General features: G+C 72.1%; 20 protein-coding genes and 1 tRNA gene. 8 read left to right on the top strand and 13 right to left on the bottom strand.

The window, feature by feature from the left end:
• Nucleotides 1-19: 19 nt before the first annotated feature.
• Complete coding sequence (locus SSP24_RS10445; RefSeq protein ID WP_141309228.1) at nt 20-994, top strand: PAC2 family protein; 975 nt, start codon at nt 20-22, stop codon at nt 992-994.
• Between the two features lie 55 nt (nt 995-1,049).
• Here SSP24_RS10445 and mshC read toward each other — a convergent pair whose 3' ends face one another.
• The 6 genes from mshC to SSP24_RS10415 form a co-directional block, all read right to left on the bottom strand.
• The gene (gene mshC, locus SSP24_RS10440; RefSeq protein ID WP_141309227.1) at nt 1,050-2,279 is read right to left on the bottom strand and encodes a cysteine--1-D-myo-inosityl 2-amino-2-deoxy-alpha-D-glucopyranoside ligase; all 1,230 of its coding nucleotides are present in this window, start codon (nt 2,277-2,279) and stop codon (nt 1,050-1,052) included.
• Nucleotides 2,280-2,374: 95 nt separating this feature from the next.
• Nucleotides 2,375-3,193, bottom strand: coding sequence for an SCO1664 family protein (locus SSP24_RS10435; RefSeq protein ID WP_141309226.1), 819 nt, complete (start codon nt 3,191-3,193; stop codon nt 2,375-2,377).
• A complete protein-coding gene (locus SSP24_RS10430) occupies nt 3,157-3,747 on the bottom strand; it encodes a DUF3090 domain-containing protein (protein WP_141309225.1) in 591 nt (196 codons plus the stop codon). The genes SSP24_RS10435 and SSP24_RS10430 overlap by 37 nt, the downstream gene beginning before the upstream one ends.
• 121 nt (nt 3,748-3,868) lie before the next feature.
• Nucleotides 3,869-4,555 carry a histidine phosphatase family protein gene (locus SSP24_RS10425; RefSeq protein ID WP_141309224.1) on the bottom strand — a complete coding sequence of 229 codons (687 nt, stop codon included), beginning with the start codon at nt 4,553-4,555 and terminating at the stop codon, nt 3,869-3,871.
• Between the two features lie 131 nt (nt 4,556-4,686).
• Nucleotides 4,687-5,475, bottom strand: a complete 789-nt coding sequence (locus tag SSP24_RS10420; RefSeq protein WP_141309223.1) for a ferritin family protein — start codon at nt 5,473-5,475, stop codon at nt 4,687-4,689.
• Nucleotides 5,476-5,702: 227 nt separating this feature from the next.
• Nucleotides 5,703-6,758 (bottom strand): LLM class F420-dependent oxidoreductase, encoded by a 1,056-nt coding sequence (locus tag SSP24_RS10415; protein WP_141309222.1) that lies wholly within the window; start codon nt 6,756-6,758, stop codon nt 5,703-5,705.
• A gap of 125 nt (nt 6,759-6,883) precedes the next feature.
• Here SSP24_RS10415 and SSP24_RS10410 point away from each other — a divergent pair, with 125 nt between their 5' ends.
• Both SSP24_RS10410 and SSP24_RS10405 read left to right on the top strand, forming a co-directional pair.
• Nucleotides 6,884-7,870, top strand: coding sequence for an aldo/keto reductase (locus SSP24_RS10410; protein ID WP_141309221.1), 987 nt, complete (start codon nt 6,884-6,886; stop codon nt 7,868-7,870).
• Entirely contained in the window at nt 7,867-10,149 is a 2,283-nt protein-coding gene (locus tag SSP24_RS10405) for a helix-hairpin-helix domain-containing protein (protein WP_141309220.1), read from the top strand. Before SSP24_RS10410 ends, SSP24_RS10405 begins: the two co-directional genes overlap by 4 nt.
• Before the next feature lie 73 nt (nt 10,150-10,222).
• Here the strand turns inward: SSP24_RS10405 and SSP24_RS10400 are convergent, their stop codons facing one another.
• Nucleotides 10,223-10,939, bottom strand: coding sequence for a hypothetical protein (locus SSP24_RS10400; RefSeq protein ID WP_141309219.1), 717 nt, complete (start codon nt 10,937-10,939; stop codon nt 10,223-10,225).
• Between the two features lie 47 nt (nt 10,940-10,986).
• Between SSP24_RS10400 and SSP24_RS10395 the strand changes: the two genes are divergently transcribed.
• Entirely contained in the window at nt 10,987-11,175 is a 189-nt protein-coding gene (locus SSP24_RS10395) for a DUF5703 family protein (protein ID WP_141309218.1), read from the top strand.
• Nucleotides 11,176-11,276: 101 nt separating this feature from the next.
• On the opposite strand, the gene SSP24_RS10390 is transcribed toward SSP24_RS10395, so the two are convergent.
• The 3 genes from SSP24_RS10390 to SSP24_RS10380 form a co-directional block, all read right to left on the bottom strand.
• Nucleotides 11,277-12,122 carry a chaplin gene (locus tag SSP24_RS10390; RefSeq protein WP_141309217.1) on the bottom strand — a complete coding sequence of 282 codons (846 nt, stop codon included), beginning with the start codon at nt 12,120-12,122 and terminating at the stop codon, nt 11,277-11,279.
• A 112-nt stretch (nt 12,123-12,234) separates the two neighbouring features.
• Nucleotides 12,235-12,468, bottom strand: coding sequence for a chaplin ChpH (gene chpH / locus SSP24_RS10385; protein WP_141309216.1), 234 nt, complete (start codon nt 12,466-12,468; stop codon nt 12,235-12,237).
• Between the two features lie 157 nt (nt 12,469-12,625).
• Entirely contained in the window at nt 12,626-13,951 is a 1,326-nt protein-coding gene (locus SSP24_RS10380; RefSeq protein WP_141309215.1) for a M20/M25/M40 family metallo-hydrolase, read from the bottom strand.
• A gap of 154 nt (nt 13,952-14,105) precedes the next feature.
• Between SSP24_RS10380 and SSP24_RS10375 the strand changes: the two genes are divergently transcribed.
• The 3 genes from SSP24_RS10375 (at nt 14,106) to SSP24_RS10365 (ending at nt 19,770) form a co-directional block, all read left to right on the top strand.
• A tRNA-Leu gene (locus SSP24_RS10375) sits at nt 14,106-14,193 on the top strand.
• A gap of 280 nt (nt 14,194-14,473) precedes the next feature.
• Nucleotides 14,474-18,340, top strand: a complete 3,867-nt coding sequence (locus SSP24_RS10370; RefSeq protein WP_141309214.1) for a Pls/PosA family non-ribosomal peptide synthetase — start codon at nt 14,474-14,476, stop codon at nt 18,338-18,340.
• 59 nt (nt 18,341-18,399) lie between these two features.
• Nucleotides 18,400-19,770: a M1 family metallopeptidase gene (locus tag SSP24_RS10365; protein WP_141309443.1), complete on the top strand. Its 1,371-nt coding sequence runs from the start codon at nt 18,400-18,402 to the stop codon at nt 19,768-19,770.
• Between the two features lie 10 nt (nt 19,771-19,780).
• On the opposite strand, the gene SSP24_RS10360 is transcribed toward SSP24_RS10365, so the two are convergent.
• Nucleotides 19,781-20,371 (bottom strand): TetR/AcrR family transcriptional regulator, encoded by a 591-nt coding sequence (locus SSP24_RS10360; protein ID WP_141309213.1) that lies wholly within the window; start codon nt 20,369-20,371, stop codon nt 19,781-19,783.
• Nucleotides 20,372-20,486: 115 nt separating this feature from the next.
• On the opposite strand from SSP24_RS10360, the gene SSP24_RS10355 reads away from it, so the two are divergent.
• On the top strand, nt 20,487-21,506 hold the full coding sequence (locus tag SSP24_RS10355; RefSeq protein WP_141309212.1) for an aldo/keto reductase: 1,020 nt from the start codon (nt 20,487-20,489) through the stop codon (nt 21,504-21,506).
• A gap of 49 nt (nt 21,507-21,555) precedes the next feature.
• Here the strand turns inward: SSP24_RS10355 and SSP24_RS10350 are convergent, their stop codons facing one another.
• Both SSP24_RS10350 and SSP24_RS10345 read right to left on the bottom strand, forming a co-directional pair.
• Entirely contained in the window at nt 21,556-22,443 is an 888-nt protein-coding gene (locus SSP24_RS10350; RefSeq protein WP_141309211.1) for a peptidoglycan-binding protein, read from the bottom strand.
• Nucleotides 22,443-23,972 (bottom strand): DUF6519 domain-containing protein, encoded by a 1,530-nt coding sequence (locus SSP24_RS10345; RefSeq protein WP_141309210.1) that lies wholly within the window; start codon nt 23,970-23,972, stop codon nt 22,443-22,445. The genes SSP24_RS10350 and SSP24_RS10345 overlap by 1 nt, the downstream gene beginning before the upstream one ends.
• Nucleotides 23,973-23,986: the final 14 nt, after the last annotated feature.

Here is a 23,986-nt window from a genome sequence, read left to right as displayed (position 1 = left end):
CGTCGGAAGGAGGCACTGGGTGATCGAGCTCGAGGGGGTTCCCGAGCTGATCGACCCGGTCATGGTGGCCGCGTTCGAGGGCTGGAACGATGCCGGCGACGCCGCCTCCACCGCGGTCGCGCATCTCGAGAGGGAGTGGAAGGGCGAGGTGTTCGCGGCGCTCGACGCCGAGGACTACTACGACTTCCAGGTGAACCGGCCCACCGTGTGGATGGACGCCGGCGTCCGCAAGATCACCTGGCCGACGACAAGGTTGTCGGTGGTCCGGGTCGGCGGCGACAAGCCGCGGGACCTGGTGCTGGTCCGCGGCATCGAACCGTCCATGCGCTGGCGCTCGTTCTGCAACGAACTGCTTGGCTTCGCGCACGAGTTGGGCGTGGAGCTGGTGGTGATCCTCGGCGCCCTGCTCGGCGACACCCCGCACACCCGTCCGGTCCCGATCAGCGGGACCACGTCCGACCCGGACCTGGCCCGCCGGATGGACCTGGAGGAGACCAAGTACGAGGGCCCGACGGGCATCGTCGGCGTCCTGCAGGAGGCGTGCACGCACGCGGGCGTACCGGCGGTGTCGCTCTGGGCGGCCGTACCGCACTACGTGTCGCAGCCGCCCAACCCGAAGGCGACGCTGGCCCTGCTCAACCGTCTGGAGGATCTGATCGACGTCCGCATCCCGCTGGGCGAGCTGCCCGAGGACGCGCGGGCCTGGCAGGTGGGCGTGGATCAGCTGGCCGCCGAGGACAGCGAGGTCGCGGAGTACGTGCAGACGCTGGAGGAGGCCCGTGACACCGCGGAGCTGCCGGAGGCGTCGGGCGAGGCGATCGCCCGTGAGTTCGAGCGGTATCTGCGTCGCCGGGACGGCGGCACCCCGCCCACGCCCGGCGGGCACGCGACGGCGGACGGCGGCGAGATCCCGCCGTTCCTGCGGGACAACCCGAGCAGCCGACCCCGCCCGCCGAAGCCGGGCACCGACGACGAGGACTCCTCCGAGGAGTGAGTGCAGCAGTGTGGGCCGCTTCCCCCGCCGGGAGGGAGCGGCCCACAGTGGTGTCCTACAGGGCCACGCCCAACAGCGCGTCCACAGCACGGGTTACGACGCCGGGGGCGCCCGTGTCCGTACCGCCTTGCTCCTGCTGCCGAGCCGCCCAGCGGTCGACCGCGGCGAGCGCGGCCGGGGCGTTCAGGTCGTCGGCGAGGGCCTCGCGGATCTCCTCGACCAGCGTGTCGGCGCTCGGTCCGTCGGGCCGGGAGACGGCGGAGCGCCAGCGGTCGAGTCGGGCCACGGCGTCCTGGAGTACCTGGTCGGTCCACTCCCAGTCGGCCCGGTAGTGGTGGGCGAGCAGGGCGAGCCGGATCGCGGCCGGGTCGACGCCCTCGCGGCGCAGCCGGGAGACGAAGACCAGGTTGCCCTTGGACTTGGACATCTTCTCGCCGTCGAGGGCGACCATCCCGGCGTGCACATAGGCCTTGGCCATGGGGAACTCGCCGGTCAGCACCTGGGCGTGCGAGGCGCCCATCTCGTGGTGCGGGAAGGCGAGGTCGGAGCCGCCGCCCTGGACGTCGAAGCCCATCCCGAGGTGGTCGAGGGCGATGGCCACGCACTCGATGTGCCAGCCGGGCCGGCCCCGGCCGAGTGAACCGCCGTCCCAGCTCGGCTCGCCCTCGCGGGCCGCCATCCACAGCATCGGGTCGACGGGGTTCTTCTTGCCCGGGCGGTCCGGGTCGCCGCCGCGCTCGGCGGAGAGCAGCCGCATGGCGGCCGCGTCCAGGTTGGACACCTGGCCGAAGTGGGGGTCGGACTCGACGGAGAAGTAGATGTCGCCTTCGAGTTCGTAGGCCGCGCCCATGTCGCGCAGCCGCTCCACCAGCGGCACGATGCCGGGTATCGCCTCGACGGCGCCGATGTAGTGCTGCGGGGGCAGCATCCGCAGGGCGGTCATGTCCTCGCGGAACAGCGCGGTCTCCCGCTCGGCGAGGGCGACCCAGTCGAGGCCGTCACGGTCGGCCCGCTGCAGGAGGGGATCGTCGACGTCGGTGACGTTTTGCACGTACTGGACCTGCCGCTTGGTGTCGAGCCACACGCGCTGCACGAGGTCGAACGCGTTGTAGGTCGCCGCGTGACCCATGTGGGTCGCGTCGTACGGGGTGATACCGCAGACGTAGATACGGGCGACGGGACCGGGGTCGAGGGTGACGAGCCCACCGGTCGCGGTGTCGTGGATCCTCAGGTCGCGGCCCTTGCCAGGCAGGGCGGGGACCTCGGAAGCGGGCCAGGCATGCATGTCTTGAGCCTAACCGGACTGGAGTTCCGTATACGAACCGGACCAGGCGGGATGGCCGGGGAGGCACCCTTGCGCGATCTCCCCGGATGTGCCCGTCACACCGGCGGCCAGGGAATCGCGGGCCACTCCCCGTTCGGCTCGGGATGCGTCCCGGTGGCGAGCAGTACGTCGACCCGCGCGCGGGTGGCGTCGAGCTCGGCATCGGTGATCAGCGCGCCCAGCCGCTCGGCGAGCGGCCCGTCCGCCTTCAGCTCGCGCTGGAGCCGCTGGAGGACCTCCACGGCCTCCGCGGTGAGCGGCTCACCGGCCCAGCCCCACAGGAGGGTGCGCAGCTTGTTCTCGACGTTGAAGGTGACCCCGTGGTCGATGCCGTACAGCCGTCCGTCCCCGGTCGGCAGCAGATGGCCGCCCTTGCGGTCGGCGTTGTTGATCACGGCGTCGAGCACGGCGAGCCGCCGCAGCCGCTCGTCGTCGGCGTGCACCAGCAGCGCGGTCTTCCCGTCGCCGACCTCGGCGAAGCCGATCGCCTTCCAGCCGGGGGCGGGCTCCTCGGCGTCGACGAGGGCGAGCAGCTCGGCGTCAGGCCGCGCCTCGACCCACAGCTGGCACATGCCCTCGCCGTACGGCCCGTCGCGCAGCACGGTGGGCGGGACCAGGCCCCAGCCGGTCACCTCGGAGACCTCGTACGCGGCGACCTCGCGCTGGGCCAGGGTCCCGTCGGGGAAGTCCCACAGGGGCCGCTCCCCCGCGACGGGCTTGTAGACGCAGGTGGCCTCCTGGCCGTCGTACGCGACCGTGCAGTACAGGGCCGCGTTGGAGGCGTCCCGGATGCGTCCGCGCACGGTCAGCTCACCGGTGGCGAGCAGCTCCTCGGAGGTCATGCTCCGCGGCGGTATCCGTTCTGGCGCGGACATACGTGTCCTTCCGGGTCGAGCGGCAGACTGCACAGCGGGCAGGGCGGCCGGCCGGCGTTGACGACGTCGAGGGCGCGCTTTGCGAAGGCGCGGGCCTGCGCGCCGGTGAGCCGGACCCGCAGCATCGGGGGCCCGTTCTCCTCGTCCTGGAGGAGCCGCTCCTCGGCCTCGGCGAGGTCCTCCTCGGTGTCGGCGTCGAGCTCCACCAGCGCCTGCGCCTCGACGATCATGCGCTGTTCCTCGCCGTCCCAGGCGAGGGCCATGGTGCCGACCCGGAACTCCTCCTCGATGGGGGTCTCCAGCGGGGCGCTGTCGGTGATCTCGGCGGGGGCCACGGCCGGCACGGCGGCGTTGCCGCCGCTGCGCCGCACCACCTCGTCGAGCAGCTCGTCCATGCGCTCGGCGAGCGCTGCGACCTGAGTCTTCTCCAGAGCCACGCTGGTCACCCGGGAGCCTGCGATGGCCTGGAGGAAGAAGGTACGGCGCCCGGGCAGTCCGACCGTACCGGCCACGAAGCGGTCCGGGGGGTCGTAGAGGAACACCTGACGGGACACGTCCTGTCTCCATTGATCGTGGGTCGACATCGACATCGGGACCGACCGGCCGCCGTGCGGACGCTCGGCTGCGGACAAGTACGGCGTTACTGCGACCGCTTCACCCTACTGCGGCCGACGATCACGGTGCGCCCGCACCGCCCCCGACAGGTGCGTCCCCGCCGGGCGGTTCCTCGCGGGGCACCAGGGACGCGAAGTCGCCGGTGTCCCCGAGGCGCACGAGAAACGGCCTCAGACGGGTGTAACGGATGGCGGTGATGGAACAGGGTTCTACGGAAATCCGCTGGAACAGGTCGAGATGAAGTCCGAGTGCGTCGGCGACGAGGGCCTTGATGATGTCCCCGTGCGAGCACATCAGGTACACGGCGTCGGCGCCGTGATCGCGCTCCACGCGCGCGTTCCACTCCCGTACCGCCTCCGCGGCCCGGTGCTGCATCGCCCGCATCGACTCACCGCCCGGGAAGACGGCCGCCGTCGGGTGCGCCTGCACCACCTCCATCAGGGGTTCGTCCTTGAGCTCGGCGAGCTTGCGCCCGGACCAGTCGCCGTAGTGGCACTCCCCGATCCGCTCGTCGGTGTGGACGCGCAGCTCGGGGCGGGCGTCGAGCAGCGGCCGGATCGTCTCCTGGCAGCGCTGCAGCGGGCTGGTGACGATCTCGGCGATCGGCAGCTCGGCGAGCCGCCCGGGCAGTGCGGCGGCCTGCGCGGCGCCGCGCTCGTCGAGGGCGACGCCGGGCGTCCAGCCGGCGAGCAGTCCCTCGGTGTTGGCGGTGGAGCGTCCGTGCCGGACGAGGATCAGCGTGGGCATGCGGCCCAGGGTAGGCGCAGGGAGGAGAGTTCCAAGTCTTCGAGCGACAGCTCACCGCTGCCGTAGTTCCGCCGCGCCGTACGTCCGCGCCCCCTCGGGTGGGCGGGCCCGTACAGCGCGGCGGGACCCGCTCAGGCGAACTCGGGGGCGGCGGTGGCCGGGCCGCCGAGGGCGTTGCGGCGGTCGGGCATCTTCAGGGTCACCATGCGCCGCCAGCCGCCGAGCCGCTCGTAGCAGTACACGGCGTGGATGCCGAACGCGAGCACCGCGGCCTTCGGCCGGGACCAGCCGAGGATGCGGCCCATGCGGGCCATGACCGCGAGGCTGACGTCCCGGTAGACGCGGATCTCGGCGAGGGCGGTCTCGCGCAGGGTGCGCTGGATGTGGCGGCCGTGTCCGGCGCCGGCGAAGCGCAGCAGTTCCTCGTGGGTGTAGGCGAGGTGGTTGTCCTCGTCGTTGGAGATCATCCGGACCGCCCTGCCGACGACCGGGTGGTCCACGAAGTACTTCTTGAGCATCACCATCTGGTCGGCGGCGCGCTGTTCGGTGACGCGGCTGTGTGCGAGGTACGTGATGATGTCCTGCACGGTGAGCGGCTGGTCCGCCTTGAGCTTCTCGTGTGCGAGGCCGATGCCCTGCTTCTCCAGCAGCATCGTGTAGTCGGTGTCCGGCGGGACCTCGACGGGTTCGAGGCCGCGCTTCTTCAGCAGCGCGTTGAAGATCCGCCCGTGCTTGTCCTCGTCCGCGCCATGGCGGGTGATCTTGGGGGCGAGGTCGCGCTCGCTCGCGGGCACGAGCGCGGCGATCCGGGCGTTCTCCCAGCCGCCCTGCGCCTCACCGCTGGCCGCGATGGAGCAGAACAGCCGGAACGACTGGTCGTTGTCGAGGATCTCCTGGAACAGACTCTTGGCCGAAAGCATCTGAGAGCACCTCTCTGCAGAATTCCGCAAAGAACGAGTCAAATGCTCGCGCTGTCCCAGGGCAACAGTTGTGTCGGACAACTCCACCGAAAGATGGACTGACGGGGGCGCGTCGGGAGCGTAACCGCGCGCTGGTCGGCGCGTTGTTCCCGGTGACGGCCGTGGCGGGGAAGACCCCCGAGCCCCCACCACGGCCGTGGAGACTTCTCCGGCGGCGCTACGACGCGTTACGCGAGCCCGGCCCGCTCCAGCGCCTCGGAACCCGCCCGCAGCGAGGCGAGCCGCTCCTCCAGCGTGAAACCGGCGGGCGCCAGCGACAGCGTCGTGACCCCGGCCGCCGCGTAGGCCTTCATCCGGTCGGCGATGCGCTCCACGGAGCCGAGCAGCGTGGTCTGGTCGATCAGCTCGTGCGGTACGGCGACCGCGGCGCCCTGCTTGTCACCGGAGAGGTACTTGTCCTGGATCTCGGCGGCCTGCTGCTCGTAGCCCATGCGCCGGGCGAGCTGGTTGTAGAAGTTCTGCTTCGGGCTGCCCATGCCGCCGACGTACAGGGCGGTGTAGGGGCGGAAGGTGTCGGCGAGGGCAGTGATGTCCTTGTCGTCGCCGACGGCGAGCGGGAGGGTCGGGCAGACGTCGAAGCCGTCCATGGTCCGGCCGACCTTCTCGCGGCCCGCGCGCAGGTACTTGATCGCGGTGTCCTCCAGGTGGCCGGCGGACGGGAAGATCAGCAGGGCGCCGTCGGCGATCTCGCCGGTCTGTTCCAGGTTCTTGGGGCCGATCGCGGCGATGTACAGCGGGATGTGCTCGCGCTGCGGGTGGACGGTGAGCTTGATCGGCTTGCCGGGGCCGCCGGGGAGGGGAAGCGTCCAGTGCTCGCCGTCGTAGGAGAGGCGCTCGCGGGTCATGGCCTTGCGGACGATCTCGACGTACTCGCGCGTGCGGGACAGCGGCTTGTCGAACTTGACGCCGTACCAGCCCTCGGAGACCTGCGGTCCTGAGACGCCGAGGCCGAGGCGGAACCGGCCGCCGGACAGCGAGTCCAGGGTGGCGGCGGTCATCGCGGTCATCGCGGGCTGGCGTGCCGGGATCTGGAAGATGGCCGAGCCGACGTCGATGCGTTCCGTCTGGGCGGCGACCCAGCTGAGCACGGTGGCGGCGTCGGAGCCGTAGGCCTCGGCGGCCCAGCAGACGGCGTATCCGAGGCGGTCGGCCTCCTGGGCCACGGCGAGGTTGTCCGCGTCCATTCCGGCGCCCCAGTAGCCGAGGTTGATCCCGAGCTGCATGGCCTTCCCCTTACTGATCAGTAACGTCCCTTGTGGCGTCGACCTTAGCGTGGGGGCCGGATCAGCGAAATCGGTTGTCCACAGGCAACCCACGGCACCAGTTCTGGCCAGTAATCTCGGCGGACATGGAGCAGAGGCATCTCGGCCGTACCGGCCTGCGTGTGTCCCGGATCGGACTCGGCACCCTGACCTGGGGGCGGGACACCGATGAGCATGATGCCGCGGACCTGCTGAAGACGTTCTGGGAAGCGGGCGGGACGCTCGTGGACACCGCCGACGTCTACGGGGATGGCGAGGCCGAGTACCTGCTCGGGCGGCTCATAGAAGGGCTCGTGCCGCGACGGGACCTGGTGCTGTCGACCAAGGCCGGGAGCGTGCCGGACCCGGACCGGCGGTTCGACGGGTCGCGGGGGCATCTGCTGGCCGCGCTCGACGCCTCGCTCGCCCGGCTCGGCACGGACTACGTGGACCTGTGGCACATCCACGCCTACGACCCGGACACCCCGCTGGAGGAGACGCTCCACGCGCTGGACCTGGCGGTGAGCAGCGGGCGGGCGCGGTACGCGGGGGTCTCCAACTTCTGCGGCTGGCAGCTGGCGAAGGCGGCGACCTGGCAGCTGGCGGCGCCCGGGGTGCGGACGAGGCTGGCCAGTACGCAGATGGAGTACTCGCTGCTGCAGCGCGGCGTCGAGCGGGAGGTGCTGCCGGCCGCGCTGGACCTGGGCATCGGGATGTTGCCGTCGTCGCCGCTGGGGCGGGGTGTGCTGACCGGCAAGTACCGGGGCAACGCCCTGCCGCCGGACTCGCGGGGGGCCTCGGAACATCTGGCGCCCTTCGTCGAGCCGTACCTCGACGACACCGCGAGCCGCATCGTGGACGCCGTGACGACGGCGGCGGACGGGCTGGCGGTCACGCCGCTCCAAGTGGCCCTCGCGTGGGTGCGGGACCGGCCCGGCGTGGCGGCGCCGATCGTCGGTGCGCGCACCTCGCAGCAGCTCACGGCGGCATTGTCAGTGGAGGCGCTTAGTCTTCCTGACGAGATCTGCCGGGCGCTCGACGATGTGTCGGCGCCTGTGCACCGCTATCCCGATCACGACTGGAGCACGCTGTGAGCACGGAGCCGGAGACCACCGAGGACGCCGAGCCGAGGAAGCCGGACGCCGCGGAGACCGAGGCTGCGGATGCCGGGGGCGGTGTGGTGTCGGGGGCGCCTGGGAGCAGCGGGATTGGTGAGCAGGCGGAGGCGTCGAGTGCCGGGGGTGGGGAGCTGTCGGACGCTGCGAGCGAGGCTGCGGACGCCGGGGAGACCGAGGCGGACGCCGGGGCCGACGCTGCGGACGCCGGCAAGGCCGAGGCGGACGCCGGGGCCGACGCTGCGGACGCCGGGAAGGCCGAGGCGGATGCCGGAGGCCGTGAGCTCTCTGAGGCCGAGGCCGAGTTGGTGGCTCAGCGGGTGGAGCGGGAGCGGATCGAGCGGCGCAAGGCGGAGCGGCAGGGGCCCGTCGAGGCCGGTGCGAAGCTCAGCGGGAAGGCCGCCGAACTGCTCGCGGCCGTGCGTGCGGTGGAGAGCGGGGAGAAGCCGCCCGCGACCGTGTTCGAGGAGCCGCCGCCCCGGCGGCAGGCCCCGGAGCCGGTACGACGGACGCAGCCCGTGGCGCCGGTCGCGGCGGGCGCGCCCGCGCCCGAGGTCGTCGAGGGCGTGCGGCGGGTGCTGAGCGAGGGCGGTGCTCCCGAGACGCTCGCCGTGCCGGTCGCGACGGTGCTGGGTGAGGGCGCCGAGGAGCTGCTACGGGCCGATCCCTGGCAGTTGCTGCGGGTCGGCGGTGTGCGGCCGGAGCAGGCCGACGGTTTCGCGCGGGCGCTGCTGGGGGCGGAGTGCGGGCCCGACGACGAGCGGCGGGGGCGGGCGGTCACCGTGTGGCTGCTGGAGCAGGCGGCGCTCGCCGGGCACACCGCGCTGGAGATGCCTGCGCTGACCGCCGCGCTGGAGCAGCGGGGGGTGCCGGACCCGGAGGAGGCCGTGCAGGGGGCGCTCGCCGAGGGCGATGCCCTGGCATTCCAGGACGGGCTGGAGGAGGACGAGGGCGAGGGCGAGGAGCGTCCTGTCCGGGTCCTCGTCGGGCTGGAGCGGTACGCGCTCGCGGAGGAGAGCCTGGCCGACGGTCTGGCCCGGTTGATCAACTCCGCGCCGAAGGAGGACGGTTCGGCCGAGGCGTGGGAGCGGGCAGCGGCCGGCACCCAGGGGGCGGCCGCCGAGTTGATCCGGGCGGTCGCCGGGCACGGGCTGGTGCTGCACACCGGCGGGGAGGCGTCCCGGGCCGAGGCGGCGGAGCTGGTGCGGGCGGCGCGGGGGCTCGGCCTGCGGGTGTGGGCCGCCGCGCACAGTCCCGTCGGCCGGGGGCAGTTCTCGGCGCTGGTGGGCGGGCCGGAGGCCGGGGTGACCACGGTCGCCGGGCAGCTGTCCGGGGCGGAGGGGCCGGGCCGGGACGCGGACGGCGCGCTCGCCCTCGATCTGCTCGTCGTACTCGACGCGCCCCAGCTCGATGTGGAGACGGCCGCGCTGCTGGTCGAGTCACTGCCGGACGGGGCGCGGCTGGTGCTGGCCGGGGATCCGGGGGTGCTGTGGTCCATCGGCCCCGGGCGGGTCTTCGCGGATCTGCTGGCGGTGCGCAAGTGCCCCCACATCGCCTCGCGGCGGCCCGATCCCGGCCCGCTGGGAGAGCTGGTGTCCGGGGTCGGTGTGGGCGAGCTGCTCCAGGTCGAGGCGCCCGGCAAGGAGGTCGTGATCGTGCCGGTGCGCGACGCGGGCGAGGCCGTGCACCGGACCGTGCAGCTCGTCGCCGACTCGGTGCCGCGCGCCATCGGCGTACCCCCGGAGCAGACGGTGGTCATCACGCCGGGGCACGGGGGCGCGGCGGGGACGCGGGCACTGAACGCCGCGCTGAAGGAGCGGCTCAACCCCGGCCCCGGACGCTTCGGCGGCTTCGACCCCGGGGACCGCATCGCCTACTCCCCCGCGCCGGGCCGTACGCTCCCCGGCCACGTGGTCAAGGCCGACGCCGAGGGGCTGCACCTGTCGTGCGCCGGGGACGCCGTGGTCGTACCGAAGGAGCGGGTGGAGCACTCCGTACGCCACGGCTGGGCCCTCACCGCGCACCAGGCGGTGGGGACCCGGTGGCCCGCGGTGGTCGCGGTCCTGCCCGGCGACGCCGCGCAGGCGTTGAGCCGCCCCTGGGTGTACACGGCGTTCGGCCGCGCGGAGCGCCACCTGTCGGTGGTCCACGGTGTGGAACAGGCCCTGCCGAAGGCGGTCGCGGAGGTCTCGGCGAAGCCGCGGACGACTCGGCTGCCGGGGCTTCTCGGGGCGCAGGTGGCGGCGGAGGTGCCCTGAGCCGACCCCGGCAAAAGGCGGCAGCCACGGGGGTGTCCCCGTGGCTGCCGCCTGCCGTTCGCTGCGTGCCTGGTCAGCGGCGGTCCGCGTCCAGGGGTTCCAGGTCCTCTTCCTCGTCCTCGTCCAGGTCGAGGTCGTCCTCCAGATCTTCGGGGTCGTCGGGATCGTCCTCGTCGTCGTCCGGCTCGTCCTCGTCGAACACGGCGCTGACGTCGAAGCGGCAGACCACGCTCTGCGGGTCGACGTTCTCGAACGGGGCCTCCAGCCACTCGCCGGGGTCGGCCGGTTCCTCCGCCGCCGCGACCCACAGCGTGGAGTCGCCCTCCTCCAGGCCGAACTCCTTGTGCCGGGAGGCGATCTCGTCCGGTTCGAACTCACCGAAGAGGATGCCCAACGCCCCGTGGACCGTGCTCGCGCCCTCCGTGTCCGTACTGTCCTCGTCCGCCGCCTCGATCCGCTGGGCCTGCGCCAGCAGTCGCTGTGGCTCCGCCACCGCGTAGTCGCGGCGGATCAGCACACTCAGGGCGTTCGGTTCCTCGGGCCCGGTGTACGGCGGCAGCGTGTCCTCCGCACCCGGGATCTCGAAGGGCGTGACCTCGTCATAACGGTCGTAGAGCAGCTCGTCGTACACCTCTGCGGCCGCGGCCAGCTGGTTGAACGCCTCGTAGACGGCCGGGTCGTCCTCTCCCGACCTGCGTTCGACCGCCGCGAGATGACGGTCGAGCGCGGTCTTGACCGCCTCGGCGGCGGCGCGTACCTCGGCAGCGGTGGGCTGCGCAGCATCAGACATAGAGCAGACGCTATCCGTACTGGGCCGTTGCCCGCACAATAGATGCGATGCCGGAATACGAATTTGTCGACGTGTACGTACCGCGCGGGGTTTCCCGCAAGGAAGCCACACGTCTGCTGACGGACCATGCCGAGTACGGACACTGGGAGTTGCACCGCCTGAGCCTGCTGCGCGACGGCAGCCGCAGGGTGCGGCTGCGCCGGCGGATCATCCGCCAGGTGCGGGCCACGTGGTGAGCTGAGGCGACGCGAACGGAACGGAGCGGGCCCCGCCGGGTGCGGGGCCCGCTCCGTTTCCGGTGACGGTGACGGTGGCGGGTGCGCTGCCGCCGGACGCGCTACGCCGAGGCGCGCGCCCTGCGGTACAGCACGGCGCCCGCCAGCAGCGTGCCCACGCCCAGCGCCGCGGCCGCGCCCACCGGCAGCTCGCTGCCGGTCTCGGCGAGCTCGGAGTCGCCGCCGAGCTGGCTGACGGACGAGCCGCCGGGGCGGTCGCCGTTCCCGGAGCCACTGTCGTCCCCGGTGCCAGGGCCGTCGTCACCCGGCGTGCTGGGCTGCTCGGGGTTGCCCGGGTCACCGGGGTTGCCCGGGTCACCGGGGTTGCCCGGGTCACCGGGGTTGCCCGGGTTACCCGGGTCACCGGGGTTACCCGGATTACCCGGGTTGCCCGGCGGAGTCGTACCGCCCCCTCCCCCCGGCGGCGTGGTGTGACCGTTGCCGGAGCCGCCGTTCGCGCAGTCGTTGTCCTTGGCCGCGTTGCCGACGCCGATGATGTCGACGCTGTTGCCGCAGACGTTTACCGGCACGTGCACCGGCGCCTGGATGTGGTTTCCGGAGCCGATGCCGGGTGAGTCCTCGGCGTACCCGTCCGCGTGTGCCCCGGAGGAGCCGTGGCCACCGGCGCCGTCGTCGCCGTAGCCGCCGGAGGAGGCCTTGCCCCCGCCCTGGTTGGCGCAGGAGTTGCCGACCGCCGGGTTGAGGATGCCGACGACGTTGACGGTGTTGCCGCAGACGTTGACCGGCACATGCACCGGCGCCTGCACGGTGTTGCCGGACAGCACGCCCGGCGAGTTCGAACTGGAGCCGCTCGCGCCCGAGTCGGCGTGGGCGTGGCCGCTCGCGGCGGCGATCACGCCGGTCGCCGCGGCCACGGTCATCAGTCCCTTGCGGGTGCCCTGTCGCATCGCTGAATTCCTGCCTTCCCCCTCTTGACCTACGTGAAAAGACCGGTCGGTCCCGGAGGGCAGGGCGTGCGCTCCGGGACCGACGGCGTGGACGAACCTCAGAAAGGCAGCGTCACTTGTTGATGCAGGTGTTGCCGAAGGCGGGGTTCAGCAGCCCGATCACCGAGATCGTGTTGCCGCAGACGTTCACGGGGACGTGCACGGGAACCTGAACAACGTTGCCGGACAGGACGCCCGGGGACCCCACGGCGGCACCCTGGGCACCGGAGTCGGCGACGGCCATGCCCGCGCCCGCGAGAACCAGCCCACCGGTGGCAGCCGCAGCAGCGACGACCTTCTTGATCATTATTCCTCCTTGTTGGCAATGCGATCACAAGTAGCTGATCGCATCACCTGTAACGAGGAGGAACTAATAGGGCTACGAGCCTATGAGCGCGTTCACCCTCCTCGGTCACGCTCCGCACACGCGGGCGATTACTGATGTGTCGTTTCATCGGGCCAAGTCAGGACGCATCGATGAACCGGTCGAGCACCCGCACGCCGAACTTCAGCCCGTCCACCGGCACTCGCTCGTCGACGCCGTGGAACATCCCGGCGAAGTCCAGCTCCGGCGGCAGCTTCAGGGGCGCGAAGCCGAAGCAGCGGATGCCGAGGTCGTCGAAGGACTTGGCGTCGGTGCCGCCGGAGAGCATGTAGGGCACGGCCCGCGCGATCGGGTCCTCGGCGCTGAGCGCGCTCTGCATGGCGTCGACGAGCTTGCCGTCGAAGTCGGTCTCCAGCGCCTTGTCGGCGTGCACGTCCTCGCGCCGCACGCGGGGGCCGAGCAGCCGGTCGAGGTCGGCGAGGAACTCCTCCTCGTGGCCGGGCAGGAACCGGCCGTCGACGTGCGCGGTGGCCTGGCCGGGGATGACGTTGACCTTGTAGCCGGCGCCGAGCATGGTGGGCGCGGCCGAGTTGCGCAGCGTCGCGCCGATCATCTTGGCGATACCGCCCAGCTTGGCGAGGGTCTCGTCCATGTCCTCGGGGTCGAGTTCCACACCGAGCGCGTCGGAGAGCTCGTCGAGGAAGGACCGTACGGTCTTGGTGACCCGCACCGGCCACTTGTGCCGGCCGAGTCGCCCCACGGCCTCGCACAGTTCGGTGATCGCGTTGTCGTCGTTGGTCATCGAGCCGTGACCGGCGGTGCCGTCCACGGTGAGCCGCATCCAGTGCATGCCCTTCTGGGCGGTCTCGACGAGGTAGAGCCGCAGCTGCTCGTTGACGGTGAAGGAGAACCCGCCGACCTCGCCGATCCCCTCGGTCACGCCCTCGAACAGCTCGGGGTGCTTGTCGACCAGGTAGCGCGCGCCCCAGGTGCCGCCGGCCTCCTCGTCGGCGAGGAAGGCGAGCACGATGTCGCGCGGGGGCTTGCGTCCGCTGCGCAGCCGGTCGCGGACGACCGCGAGGGTCATCGCGTCCATGTCCTTCATGTCGACGGCCCCGCGGCCCCACACGCACCCGTCCGCGATCTCTCCGGAGAAGGGGTGGTGGGTCCAGTCGGCCGCGTTGGCCGGTACGACGTCGAGGTGGCCGTGGATGAGCAGCGCGGGCCGGGACGGGTCCTCGCCCTCGATGCGGGCCACCGTGGAGGCGCGGCCCTTGTGGGACTCGATGATCCGCGCGTCGAGGCCCACCTCGGCGAGCTTGGCGGCGACGTACTCGGCCGCCTTGCGCTCCCCCGGCCCCGAGTGGTCGCCGTAGTTGCTGGTGTCGATCTGGATCAGCTCGCGGCAGAGGTCGACGACCTCGTCCTCGCCGGTGACGCCTTCGGCCGTGCCCGTGTCACTCACGCCGCTTCCTTCCGCAGTCGCCGCTGGTGGTCCCCCTCATCCTCCCCCGAGCCCGGTCCCACCCCAAGACCGCGCGGGTGTGATCAGCCGTCCCCGAAAGCCTGGTAATGTTTACGTCGTCGCCGCGGGGGAAACCCAGCGCGACAGACACCTTGTCCGGGTGGCGGAATGGCAGACGCGCTAGCTTGAGGTGCTAGTGCCCTTTATCGGGCGTGGGGGTTCAAGTCCCCCCTCGGACACCAGCTCAGACCCCTGTTCACCAGGGGTCTTTTGCTTTGCCGAAAGGCTTGCGAGCCCCGTGTGGGCCATCTCTCCCCCGCCGGGAAGATCCCGAGGTCACAGCCCTCAACACCCCCTGCGGTACGGCCCGAACGGCGTCTTCCGGATGGCCGCCGAGCGACGTCGAACTTACCGTCGTACTAAAATTTCCGGCTTGTTACGGAGCTGGAGCCGGACAACCCCAGGCAGACCTGCGGGCCCGCCAGCGCCCCGGAGCTTCCGGGATCGAGACGCGAGGACCCGATGGCAGCCATACACGAGAGCAGTGCTCTCGGCCTGCTCGACGAAGAGATCCGTGAGCGGTTCGGTGACAGGGCACGTTTCTCCGGGGGGCCGGCCGCCTCCCCGCGCACGCTCGTGGACATCTTCGAGGCGTCCGTGCGGGCGCATCCGGACGAACTCGCCCTGGACGACGGGGCGGTCCGGCTCACGTATCGGGCGCTCGCCGTGGAGGTGGAGCGGCTGCGGGCGCGGCTCGGCGCCGCCGGGGTGGGGCTCGGGGACCGGGTGGGGGTCCGCGTTCCGTCGGGGACCAATGATCTGTACGTCGCGATTCTCGCCGTACTCGCGGCCGGGGCCGCCTATGTGCCCGTGGATGCCGAGGACCCGGACGAGCGGGCCGAGTTGGTGTTCGGGGAGGCGGGGGTACGGGCCGTCATCGGGGCCGGGCACGAGCTGACCGTCAACGGGCGGTCCGAGGTTCCGGCCGCGCGGCCCGGGGGCGAGCACGACGCCTGGATCATCTTCACGTCCGGGTCCACCGGGAAGCCCAAGGGTGTCGCCGTCAGTCATCGCAGTGCCGCCGCGTTCGTGGACGCCGAGGCTGCGCTGTTTCTGACCGAGGAGCCGATCGGGCCCGGCGACCGGGTCATGGCGGGGCTGTCGGTCGCGTTCGACGCGTCCTGCGAGGAGATGTGGCTGGCCTGGCGGTACGGGGCCTGTCTGGTGCCGGTGCCGCGCGCACAGGTCAGGAGCGGGGCCGATCTGGGGCCCTGGCTGGTCGAGCAGGAGATCACGGTCGTGTCGACCGTGCCGACGCTGGCCGCGCTGTGGGAACCGGAGACCCTCAATGACGTACGGCTGCTGATCTTCGGCGGTGAGGCCTGTCCGCCCGAGCTGGCGCAGCGGCTGGTGACCGAGGGACGCGAGGTCTGGAACACATACGGGCCGACCGAGGCGACCGTCGTGGCCTGTGCCGCACTGATGACCGGCGAGGAGCCCATCAGGATCGGGCTGCCGCTTCGCGGCTGGGAACTGGCCGTCGTCGACGAGGCCGGGGAGCCCGTGCCGATGGGCGGCAGTGGGCAGTTGGTGATCGGCGGGGTCGGGCTCGCCCGATACCTCGATGCCGAGAAGGACGCGGAGAAGTACGCGCCTTTGGAGTCGCTGGGGTGGGAACGGGCGTACCGGAGCGGTGATCTGGTGCGGGCCGAACCCGAGGGGCTGGTCTTTCTCGGGCGGGCCGATGAGCAGATCAAGCTCGGTGGGCGGCGGATCGAGCTGGGTGAGGTGGACGCCGCGTTGCAGGCGCTGCCCGGCGTCGCGGGTGCCGCTGCCGCCGTACGGACCGCGCGGAGCGGCAATCAGCTGCTCGTCGGGTATGTCGTCACCCAGGAGGGCTGGGACGCGGGGGCGGCGGTGGAGCGGCTGCGGGCCGAGCTGCCCGCGGCGCTGGTGCCGCTGCTCGCGCCGGTCGACGAACTGCCGACCCGTACGTCCGGCAAGGTCGACCGCAATGCCCTGCCCTGGCCGCTGGAGGGGCTGGAGACCGGGGGTAGGGCCGAGCAGCTCTACGGCACCGAGGCCTGGCTGGCCGAGCAGTGGACCGAGGTGCTCGGGATTCCGGTCACGGCGGCCTCCGACGACTTCTTCGCGATCGGCGGGAGCAGTCTCGCCGCCGCTCAGCTGACCACGCGGCTGCGGACCCGCTATCCGAGTGCGGCCGTGCTGGACATCTACCAGCAGCCCACGCTGCGGAAGTTGGCGCGACGGCTGGAGGAGTCGGCGCAGGACGACGGCTCACGGCGGACGGTCGCCCCCGTGCCCCGGCGTGCCCAGGTGATTCAACTCCTGGCCCTTGTGCCGCTTTTCACCCTGGTCGGGCTGCGGTGGACGGTCGTCTTGGCCACCCTCGGGAATCTGCTGAGCGGATACGCCTGGCTGCCGACCGCGCCCTGGTGGGCCGTCGGGGCCGGGGCCGTGCTGTTGTTCAGTCCGCCGGGGCGGCTCGCCCTCGCCGCAGGTGGGGCGCGGCTGTTGCTGCGGGGCGTGCGGGCGGGGCGGTATCCGCGCGGTGGGAGTGTGCATCTGCGGCTGTGGGCGGCGGAGCGGCTGGCCGAGGCGAGCGGGGCGACCTCGCTGACCGGGGCCTGGCTGCTGCGGTACGCGCGGGCGCTGGGCGCCAAGGTGGGGCAGGACGTCGATCTGCACTCGCTGCCGCCGGTCACCGGCATGCTCAAGCTGGGGCGGGGCGCGGCCGTGGAGTCCGAGGTCGATCTGTCCGGGTACTGGCTGGACGGGGACCGGCTGGAGATCGGGCCGGTGAAGGTCGGTGCGCATGCCGTGGTCGGTACGCGCAGCATGCTCTTCCCGGGAGCGCGGGTCGGCAAGCGGGCCGAGGTGGCGCCGGGGTCGGCCGTCGCCGGGCAGATTCCCACCGGGCAGCGGTGGGCCGGGGCGCCCGCGGTCAAGCTCGGCAAGGCCAAGCGGAACTGGCCGAAGGAGCGGCCGGAGCGGGGGCTGTTCTGGCGGGTGCTGTACGGGGCTTCCGGGCTCGCGCTGTCGGCGCTGCCGGTGGTGGGTGCCGGGGCCGCGCTGGCGGTGGCGCGCCTGTTCGTGGGCCCGGGCGACGGGCTCGCGGAGGCCCTTCGGGGTGCCGCGCTGGCGCTGGTGCCGGGGACGCTCGCCTTCGGGGCGGCGTACGCGCTGCTGATCCTGGTCGGGGTGCGGCTGCTGAGTGTGGGGCTGCGGGAGGGGACGTATCCGACGCACAGCAGGGTCGGGTGGCAGGCGTGGACCGTCACACAGCTGATGGACCGGGCCCGGGAAACGCTGTTTCCGCTGTACGCCGGGCTGGCCACGCCGGTGTGGCTCCGGCTGCTCGGGATGCGGATCGGGCGCGGCGCCGAGGTGTCGACCGTGCTCGCGCTGCCCAGCCTGACGACGGTCGGTGAGGGCGCGTTCCTGGCCGACGACACGCTGACCGCGCCGTACGAACTCGGTGGCGGGTGGATGCGGATCGGGCGCGCCGAGATCGGGCGGCGGGCGTTCCTCGGCAACTCCGGGATGACCGCGCCGGGGCGGAGCGTGCCGGACGGTGGGCTCGTCGGGGTGCTGTCGGCCACGCCGAAGAAGGCGAAGAAGGGCAGCTCGTATCTGGGGCTGCCGCCGGTGAAGCTGCCGCGCAGCGCGGCCGACGGCGATCAGAGCCGGACGTACGACCCGCCGGCCCGGTTGCTGTGGGCGCGGGGGCTGGTGGAGCTGTGCCGGATCGTGCCGGTGTTCTGCTCGGCGGGGCTGGCCCTGGTGACGGTGGCGGTGCTGTGTGCGCTGGGCGGGTGGGCCTGGCTGCTGGGCGGGTTCGTGCTGCTCACGGTGGGTGTGCTCGCGGGTGTCGGGTCCGTCGTGGCCAAGTGGGTGCTGGTGGGGCGGCACCGCAGCGGGGAGCATCCGCTGTGGAGCGGCTTCGTGTGGCGCAACGAACTGGCGGACACCTTCGTCGAGGTGCTGGCCGTGCCGTGGCTGGCGGGCGCGGTGCCGGGTACGCCGGTGATGACCGCGTGGCTGCGCGGGCTCGGGGCGCGGATCGGCCGGGGCACGTGGGTGGAGAGCTACTGGCTGCCGGAGGCGGACCTGGTGACGCTCGATGACGCGGCCACCGTGAACCGGGGCTGTGTCCTGCAGACCCACCTCTTCCACGACCGGATCTTGCGGACGGATACTGTGGTTCTCCGTGAGGGCGCGACGCTCGGTCCTGGCGGAATCGTCCTGCCCGGCAGCACCGTCGGGGCCCGCAGCACACTGGGTCCGGCGTCGCTCGTGATGGCGGCGGAGTCCGTCCCCGACGACACCCGGTGGCTGGGCAACCCGATCGAGGCATGGCGCCGGTAGGCGCGGCTCCCCGGTGGACGAGCGGTGGTACGAGCATGGCGCAGGGAGCAGACGCGGCAGTGGCGGTTCAGCAGGCAGCGGGTCCGGACCCGTACTTTCCGGCCAACGGTGATCACCGGTACCGGGTGCACCGCTACGAACTCGCGCTGGACTACCGGCCGGGGCCGAACCGGCTGGCGGGCACGGCCCGGATCAACGCCATCGCGGGACGGGCGGCGCTCGCCGAGTTCCAGCTCAATCTCGCCGACTTCAAGGTCGGGCGGGTACGGGTGGACGGGCGGCAGGCGCACTACACGCATCGCGGTGGCCGGCTGCGGGTGCGGCCCGGCAAGGCGGTGCGGGCCGGGGCCGCGTTCACGGTCGAGGTGCACTGGTCGGGCAATCCCAAGCCGGTGAACAGCCCCTGGGGCGGGCTCGGCTGGGAGGAGCTGGTCGACGGGGCGCTGGTGGCGAGTCAGCCGGTCGGGGCACCCTCGTGGTACCCGTGCAACGACCGGCCGGCCGACAAGGCGTCGTACCAGATCTCGATCACCACTCCGTCCGCGTACGCGGTGGTCGCCGGTGGGCGGCTGCTGACGCGGACGACGAAGGCCTCGACGACCACCTGGGTGTACGAGCAGTCGGCGCCGACGTCGAGTTATCTGGTGGGGCTGGCCATCGGGAAGTACCAGACCGTGCTGCTGGGCGACCCGGGGCCCGACGGGGTGCCGCAGCACGGGCATATTCCGGCGCATCTGCTGCCGGAGTTCTCGCGGGACTTCGCTCGGCAGCCGGCGATGATGGAGCTGTTCCAGGAGCTGTTCGGGCTGTATCCGTTCGAGGAGTACGCCGTCGTGGTGACGGAGGAGGAGCTAGATGTGCCGGTCGAGGCGCAGGGGCTGTCGCTCTTCGGCGCCAACCATGTCGACGGGGCGCGGGGTTGGGAGCGGCTGATCGCGCACGAGCTGGCGCATCAGTGGTTCGGGAACAGTGTGTCCATCGCGGACTGGCGGCACATCTGGCTGAACGAGGGGTTCGCGAAGTACGCCGAGTGGCTGTGGTCGGAGCGGTCCGGTGGGCCGACCGCGCAGCAGCATGCGGCGGCCGCGCATCGGCTGTTGTCGGGGCAGCCGCAGGATCTGAAACTGGCCGATCCCGGGCGCAAGCTGATGTTCGACGACCGGCTGTACCAGCGGGGTGGGCTCGTGGTGCACGCCGTGCGGTGTGCGCTGGGCGAGGAGGCCTTCTTCCGGATGCTGCGGGGATGGGCGGCGCTGCATCGGGGTGGTGCGGTGACCACGGCGGCCTTCACGGCGCATGCGGCCCGGTACGCGACCGAGCCGCTGGACGCGTTGTTCCGGGCGTGGCTGGAGGAGCCGGGGCTGCCGCCGTTGCCCGAGCAGGAGCTGCGGATTCCGGTGCGGCCGTCTTTTCCGCCGAGCGGGGCCTGAGAGGGCTTCGTCAGTGCGGTGGGCGTAGTCCTGCGATGAGGAGCTGGACCAGTCGGCGTGCGTCGTAGCGGGGGTCGCTGTCCGCGCCGATGCAGAGGTTCCCGACGCCGCGCATGAGCTCGTAGGCCGTGAGGTCGGTGCGGATCTCGTCGGCCTCCGTCGCCGCTTCGAGCAGATGGGTGCACACGGGCACGAGGCGGTCGATGAAGTAGGTGTGCAGCGCGTCGCAGCCCGGGTTGTCCGACTGGAGCACCGCGGCGAGGCCGTGCTTGGTGACCAGGAAGTCGACGAAGAGGTCGATCCACTGCGCCAGTGCGGCGTGCGGGGTCGCGCTGCTCGCCAGCAGGGCCGGTCCGGCCTCGGCGCAGGCGTCGACCTGGTGCCGGTAGACGGCGATGATCAGATCCGCGCGCGTCGGGAAGTGGCGGTAGATCGTGCCCAGCCCGACACCCGCCTTGGCCGCGATGTCGCGGACCGGCGCGTCCACGCCCGACGTGACGAAGACCGCGGCGGCCGCGTCGAGCAGGGCCTCCTTGTTGCGCCGGGCGTCCTTCCGCTTGGGCGGGGCCGTGCGCCCCGCGCTGTCGTCACTGGCGTTCACCGCGCAGCTCCCTCCGCCATCGAGCCTTGCAAAGCGGAACAGTGTTCCGTATCGTCGCTGTCACCATCACCGGAACAGGGTTCCGTTTCGCTCATCATGCCACGGAGGAACTGTCATGCAGTACCGCACCTTGGGCCGCACCGGCGTGCAGGTCAGCACCCTCGCGCTCGGCGCCATGAACTTCGGCAGGATCGGGCGCACCACGCAGGACGAGGCCACCGCCCTCGTCGACGCCGCGCTCGAAGGCGGGATCAATGTCATCGACACCGCCGACATGTACAGCGACGGCGCGTCGGAGGAGATGGTCGGCAAGGCCATCGCCGGCCGCCGCGACGACCTCGTGCTGGCCACGAAGGCGAGCATGCCGATGGGTGAGGAGCGCAACCACCAGGGTGCATCGCGCCGCTGGCTGGTCACCGCGCTCGACAACAGCCTGCGCCGCCTCGGCGTCGACCACGTCGACCTCTACCAGATCCACCGGTGGGACCCGCGCACCAGCGACGAGGAGACGCTGTCGGCGCTGACCGACCTGCAACGCGCGGGAAAGATCCGCTACTTCGGCTCCTCGACCTTCCCCGCCCACCGCATCGTCCAGGCGCAGTGGGCCGCCCGCGAGCATCACCTGAGCCGTTACGTCACCGAGCAGCCCAGCTACTCGATCCTGCAGCGCGGCATCGAGGCCCATGTGCTGCCCGTGACGCAGGAGTACGGCATGGGTGTGCTGGTGTGGAGCCCGCTGGCCTCAGGCTGGCTGTCGGGCGCGATCCGCGAGGGCCGGGAGATCACCACCCACCGCTCGGCGTTCATGCCGGAACGCTTCGACACCGCCCTGCCCGCCAACCGGGCCCGGCTCGACGCGGTCGAGCGGCTGGCCAAGGTCGCCGACGAGGCCGGCCTGACGCTGATCCAGCTCGCGCTCGGTTTCGTCACCGCGCACCCAGCCGTGACCAGCGCGCTCGTCGGCCCCCGCACCCTGGACCATCTGCACGCGCAGCTCGCCGCCGCGGACACGGTGCTCTCCGCCGATGTCCTCGACGCGATCGACGCGATCGTCGCCCCCGGCGTCGACCTGGCCGCGCACGAGAAGCACGACACTCCGCCCGCGCTGCTCGACCCGGCGCTGCGGCGCCGCTGATCTCCCGTGGGCTCCGCGCCCCAAGCACGGGCGCGGAGCCGTCGGCACCTCAGGAGTTGGGCACCTTCAGCTTGTCCCAGCTGTACTTGCCCGGGATGCCGTCCGCGTCCTTGCCCTTGAAGCCCAGCTTCTGCTGCCAGGCCTGGTAGGAGCGGCGGTCGGCCTCGGTCCACTCGGGGCCGGGGCCCTCCTCGTAGCGGCTGCAGCCCTCGGCGACCAGACGGCGGCCCATCGCGGTGATGATCGGGGACCTTTGGCCGACGTGGAAGAAGCCGCTGCCGGGGAAGGGCTCGTACTTCGGCTTGGGCTGGGGCTGGGGCGGCTTCGGGGCGGGCGGCTGGGGCTTGCCGCCGAGCCGGGCGGCTATCCGCTTGCGCATGCTGTCCATCGTGAAGCCGCGCGGGTCCACCTTGCCCGGCTGCCACTCCTTGTGGCCGATGACCGAGCGTTCCGACCAGCCGTGGTGGCGGCATATCGCGGCCGCCACCTTCTCGATGGCCTCCTTCTGCGCCTCCGGCCACGGGTCCTTGCCGTTGCCGAGGTTGACGCACTCGAAGCCGTAGAAGTGCCGGTTGCCGTCGGTGTCGGCCTCGTTGTCCGGCGGCAGCTTCGTCTCGTTGATCACCGCGCGCAGGACGTCGCTGTCGCCGAGACCCGCGTGGTTGGCGCGGCCGTTGCCGACGAGGTGGACATGGCCCTTCTTGTCGATGACGCCGTGGCAGAGCGGGCCGGGGAGGCTGGAGTAGCCGTCGTAACAGATGTCGACCGAGTTGGCGGTACCGGAGGTGACGGTGTGGTGGATCATCACGCCGTTGACCGGACCCCAGGGGCCCTTGCTGTTGCGGTTGTGGGTGCGCCAGTTGCGTACCTCGTGGACCGTCACGCCCTCCGCGCGGAGGATCTCCACCATCTTGGACGCGCTCAGTGGCTTGGCCATCAGTTGTCTCCTTCCACGGCTGCCTCCGCCTCGGCGGTCGTCTGCGACCGGTTCTCGGCCGCCTGCTCCTCGCGGCGCGCCCGGTCCTCGGCCGCCAGCGTCGCCTCGTCGGCGGCGGGCATGCTGCTGGCCAGCGGGCCGAAGGCGAGGCGCAGGTCGACGGCCCCGTACTCGCCCTTGACCAGGGCCAGCGGGGCGTAGTGGCGGGCGATACCGGCGGGCGCCTGGAGCAGGGGGCGGCGGGCCGGGTCGGTGGGCCACTCGACGCTGCCGGTGGCGGTACGGGCGGGGATGATCCAGTGGTCGCCGGTGCGGTAGCTGCCGCCCTTGGCGAAGTGGACCTCGACGCCGTCCTCCAGGGGCAGCCACTCCCCCTCCGTGACCGGGACGGCGCCGCCGCGCAGGGCGGTCGTACGGCCCTTGCGCTTCGGGCCCTCGTGGTGGTCCCAGCGGCGCAGGAAGGGGTGGAGGTGCGGGAGTCGGCCGACTCCCGGCGCCGGTTCTGCGGAGAGGCGGACGCGGCGGCCGGGGAGGTCCAGTTCCTCGACCCGCAGCAGCGGCAGGGGTTCGAGACGGGAGGCGTAGGCCGTGTCCGTGAACTCGACGTGGTCGCCGACGTCGAGGTCCAGCTTCTCGTCGTGCCCGAGGGTCGCCAACCGCACCCACATGCCGTCGAGTTCGTCGACCGGGAAGACCACCGAGCCGTTCTCGCGGGACCACTTGAAGGTGGCGTCCTTCGCCTCGCCGCCGGCGTGGATCTCGACGCGGTAGAGCTGGTTCTCCGGGCCCCGGTAGCGGGCGTCCGGCTTGACCAGGCAGGGGTCCTCGTCGGCGTGGTCGGGGCGTTCGCTGCGGGCCGCGAGGCGGGCCGAGGGGGCCGACTGGCGCTGCGCCCAGCGGTCGAAGGCGGCGCGGACGACCTCCTTGGACGGGTCGGTCTCCTCGATCTCCAGCGCGGCCAGCGACAGTGGCAGCACCTGCCAGACGACCTTGACGCGGGCGGCGGTGTCGGGCATCGCCGCGCCGAGGGCGACCTCGCGCAGCGCCGGGTCCTCGGCGGCGGTGACCGAGCGCTCCCAGACGTGCAGGTAGACCACGAACGGCGACTGCGCGGGCGAGGGCAGGCGGTCGCCGGGCTTCTCCGGGTCGCGGAAACCGTCGGGCTGATCCCAGTACGTCCAGTGACCGGGCGCTTCCGGGGCCTGCTCATCGTCCTCGTCGAGGACCGGGACGCCGGGCACCGGGCGGTCCGCGTCGCACAGGATGCCGTCGACGTAGTAGCGGCCGCCGTGGATGTGCAGGGTGTCCAGGTCGTGCTTGCCGCCGACGTACTCGATCCGGAAACCGGCCGCGTCACGCGGCCCGCCGTGCCGGCCGATCAGGTCGGCGGCGAGGGTGCGGGCCTGGTGGAGCTGGATCGCCGTCTGCTCGTTGGTGTCGGCGTCGAGCTGGACGCGGCCCTGCTGGGCGACGACCGCGGAGTAGTGCCGTTCCGGGCGGAACGTGAGGCGGGAGAGGTCAGCGTGCATGGAAGGGGTCCCCC

Origin of the sequence: Streptomyces spinoverrucosus, assembly GCF_006539505.1 — a bacterium.
Taxonomy (GTDB): domain Bacteria; phylum Actinomycetota; class Actinomycetes; order Streptomycetales; family Streptomycetaceae; genus Streptomyces; species Streptomyces spinoverrucosus.
Note: the sequence above shows the minus strand (reverse complement) of the source record. Positions and strands in the feature narration are given on the sequence as shown.

Excerpts from the sequence above, each read along its gene's own strand:
- mshC (WP_141309227.1), bottom strand. The coding sequence starts at position 2,279 with ATGCATGCCTGGCCCGCTTCCGAGGTCCCCGCCCTGCCTGGCAAGGGC.
- SSP24_RS10435 (WP_141309226.1), bottom strand. The coding sequence starts at position 3,193 with ATGTCCGCGCCAGAACGGATACCGCCGCGGAGCATGACCTCCGAGGAG.
- SSP24_RS10425 (WP_141309224.1), bottom strand. The coding sequence starts at position 4,555 with ATGCCCACGCTGATCCTCGTCCGGCACGGACGCTCCACCGCCAACACC.
- SSP24_RS10420 (WP_141309223.1), bottom strand. The coding sequence starts at position 5,475 with ATGCTTTCGGCCAAGAGTCTGTTCCAGGAGATCCTCGACAACGACCAG.
- SSP24_RS10415 (WP_141309222.1), bottom strand. The coding sequence starts at position 6,758 with ATGCAGCTCGGGATCAACCTCGGCTACTGGGGCGCCGGAATGGACGCG.
- SSP24_RS10410 (WP_141309221.1), top strand. The coding sequence starts at position 6,884 with ATGGAGCAGAGGCATCTCGGCCGTACCGGCCTGCGTGTGTCCCGGATC.
- SSP24_RS10400 (WP_141309219.1), bottom strand. The coding sequence starts at position 10,939 with ATGTCTGATGCTGCGCAGCCCACCGCTGCCGAGGTACGCGCCGCCGCC.
- SSP24_RS10395 (WP_141309218.1), top strand. The coding sequence starts at position 10,987 with ATGCCGGAATACGAATTTGTCGACGTGTACGTACCGCGCGGGGTTTCC.
- SSP24_RS10390 (WP_141309217.1), bottom strand. The coding sequence starts at position 12,122 with ATGCGACAGGGCACCCGCAAGGGACTGATGACCGTGGCCGCGGCGACC.
- chpH (WP_141309216.1), bottom strand. The coding sequence starts at position 12,468 with ATGATCAAGAAGGTCGTCGCTGCTGCGGCTGCCACCGGTGGGCTGGTT.
- SSP24_RS10370 (WP_141309214.1), top strand. The coding sequence starts at position 14,474 with ATGGCAGCCATACACGAGAGCAGTGCTCTCGGCCTGCTCGACGAAGAG.
- SSP24_RS10355 (WP_141309212.1), top strand. The coding sequence starts at position 20,487 with ATGCAGTACCGCACCTTGGGCCGCACCGGCGTGCAGGTCAGCACCCTC.
- SSP24_RS10350 (WP_141309211.1), bottom strand. The coding sequence starts at position 22,443 with ATGGCCAAGCCACTGAGCGCGTCCAAGATGGTGGAGATCCTCCGCGCG.
- SSP24_RS10345 (WP_141309210.1), bottom strand. The coding sequence starts at position 23,972 with ATGCACGCTGACCTCTCCCGCCTCACGTTCCGCCCGGAACGGCACTAC.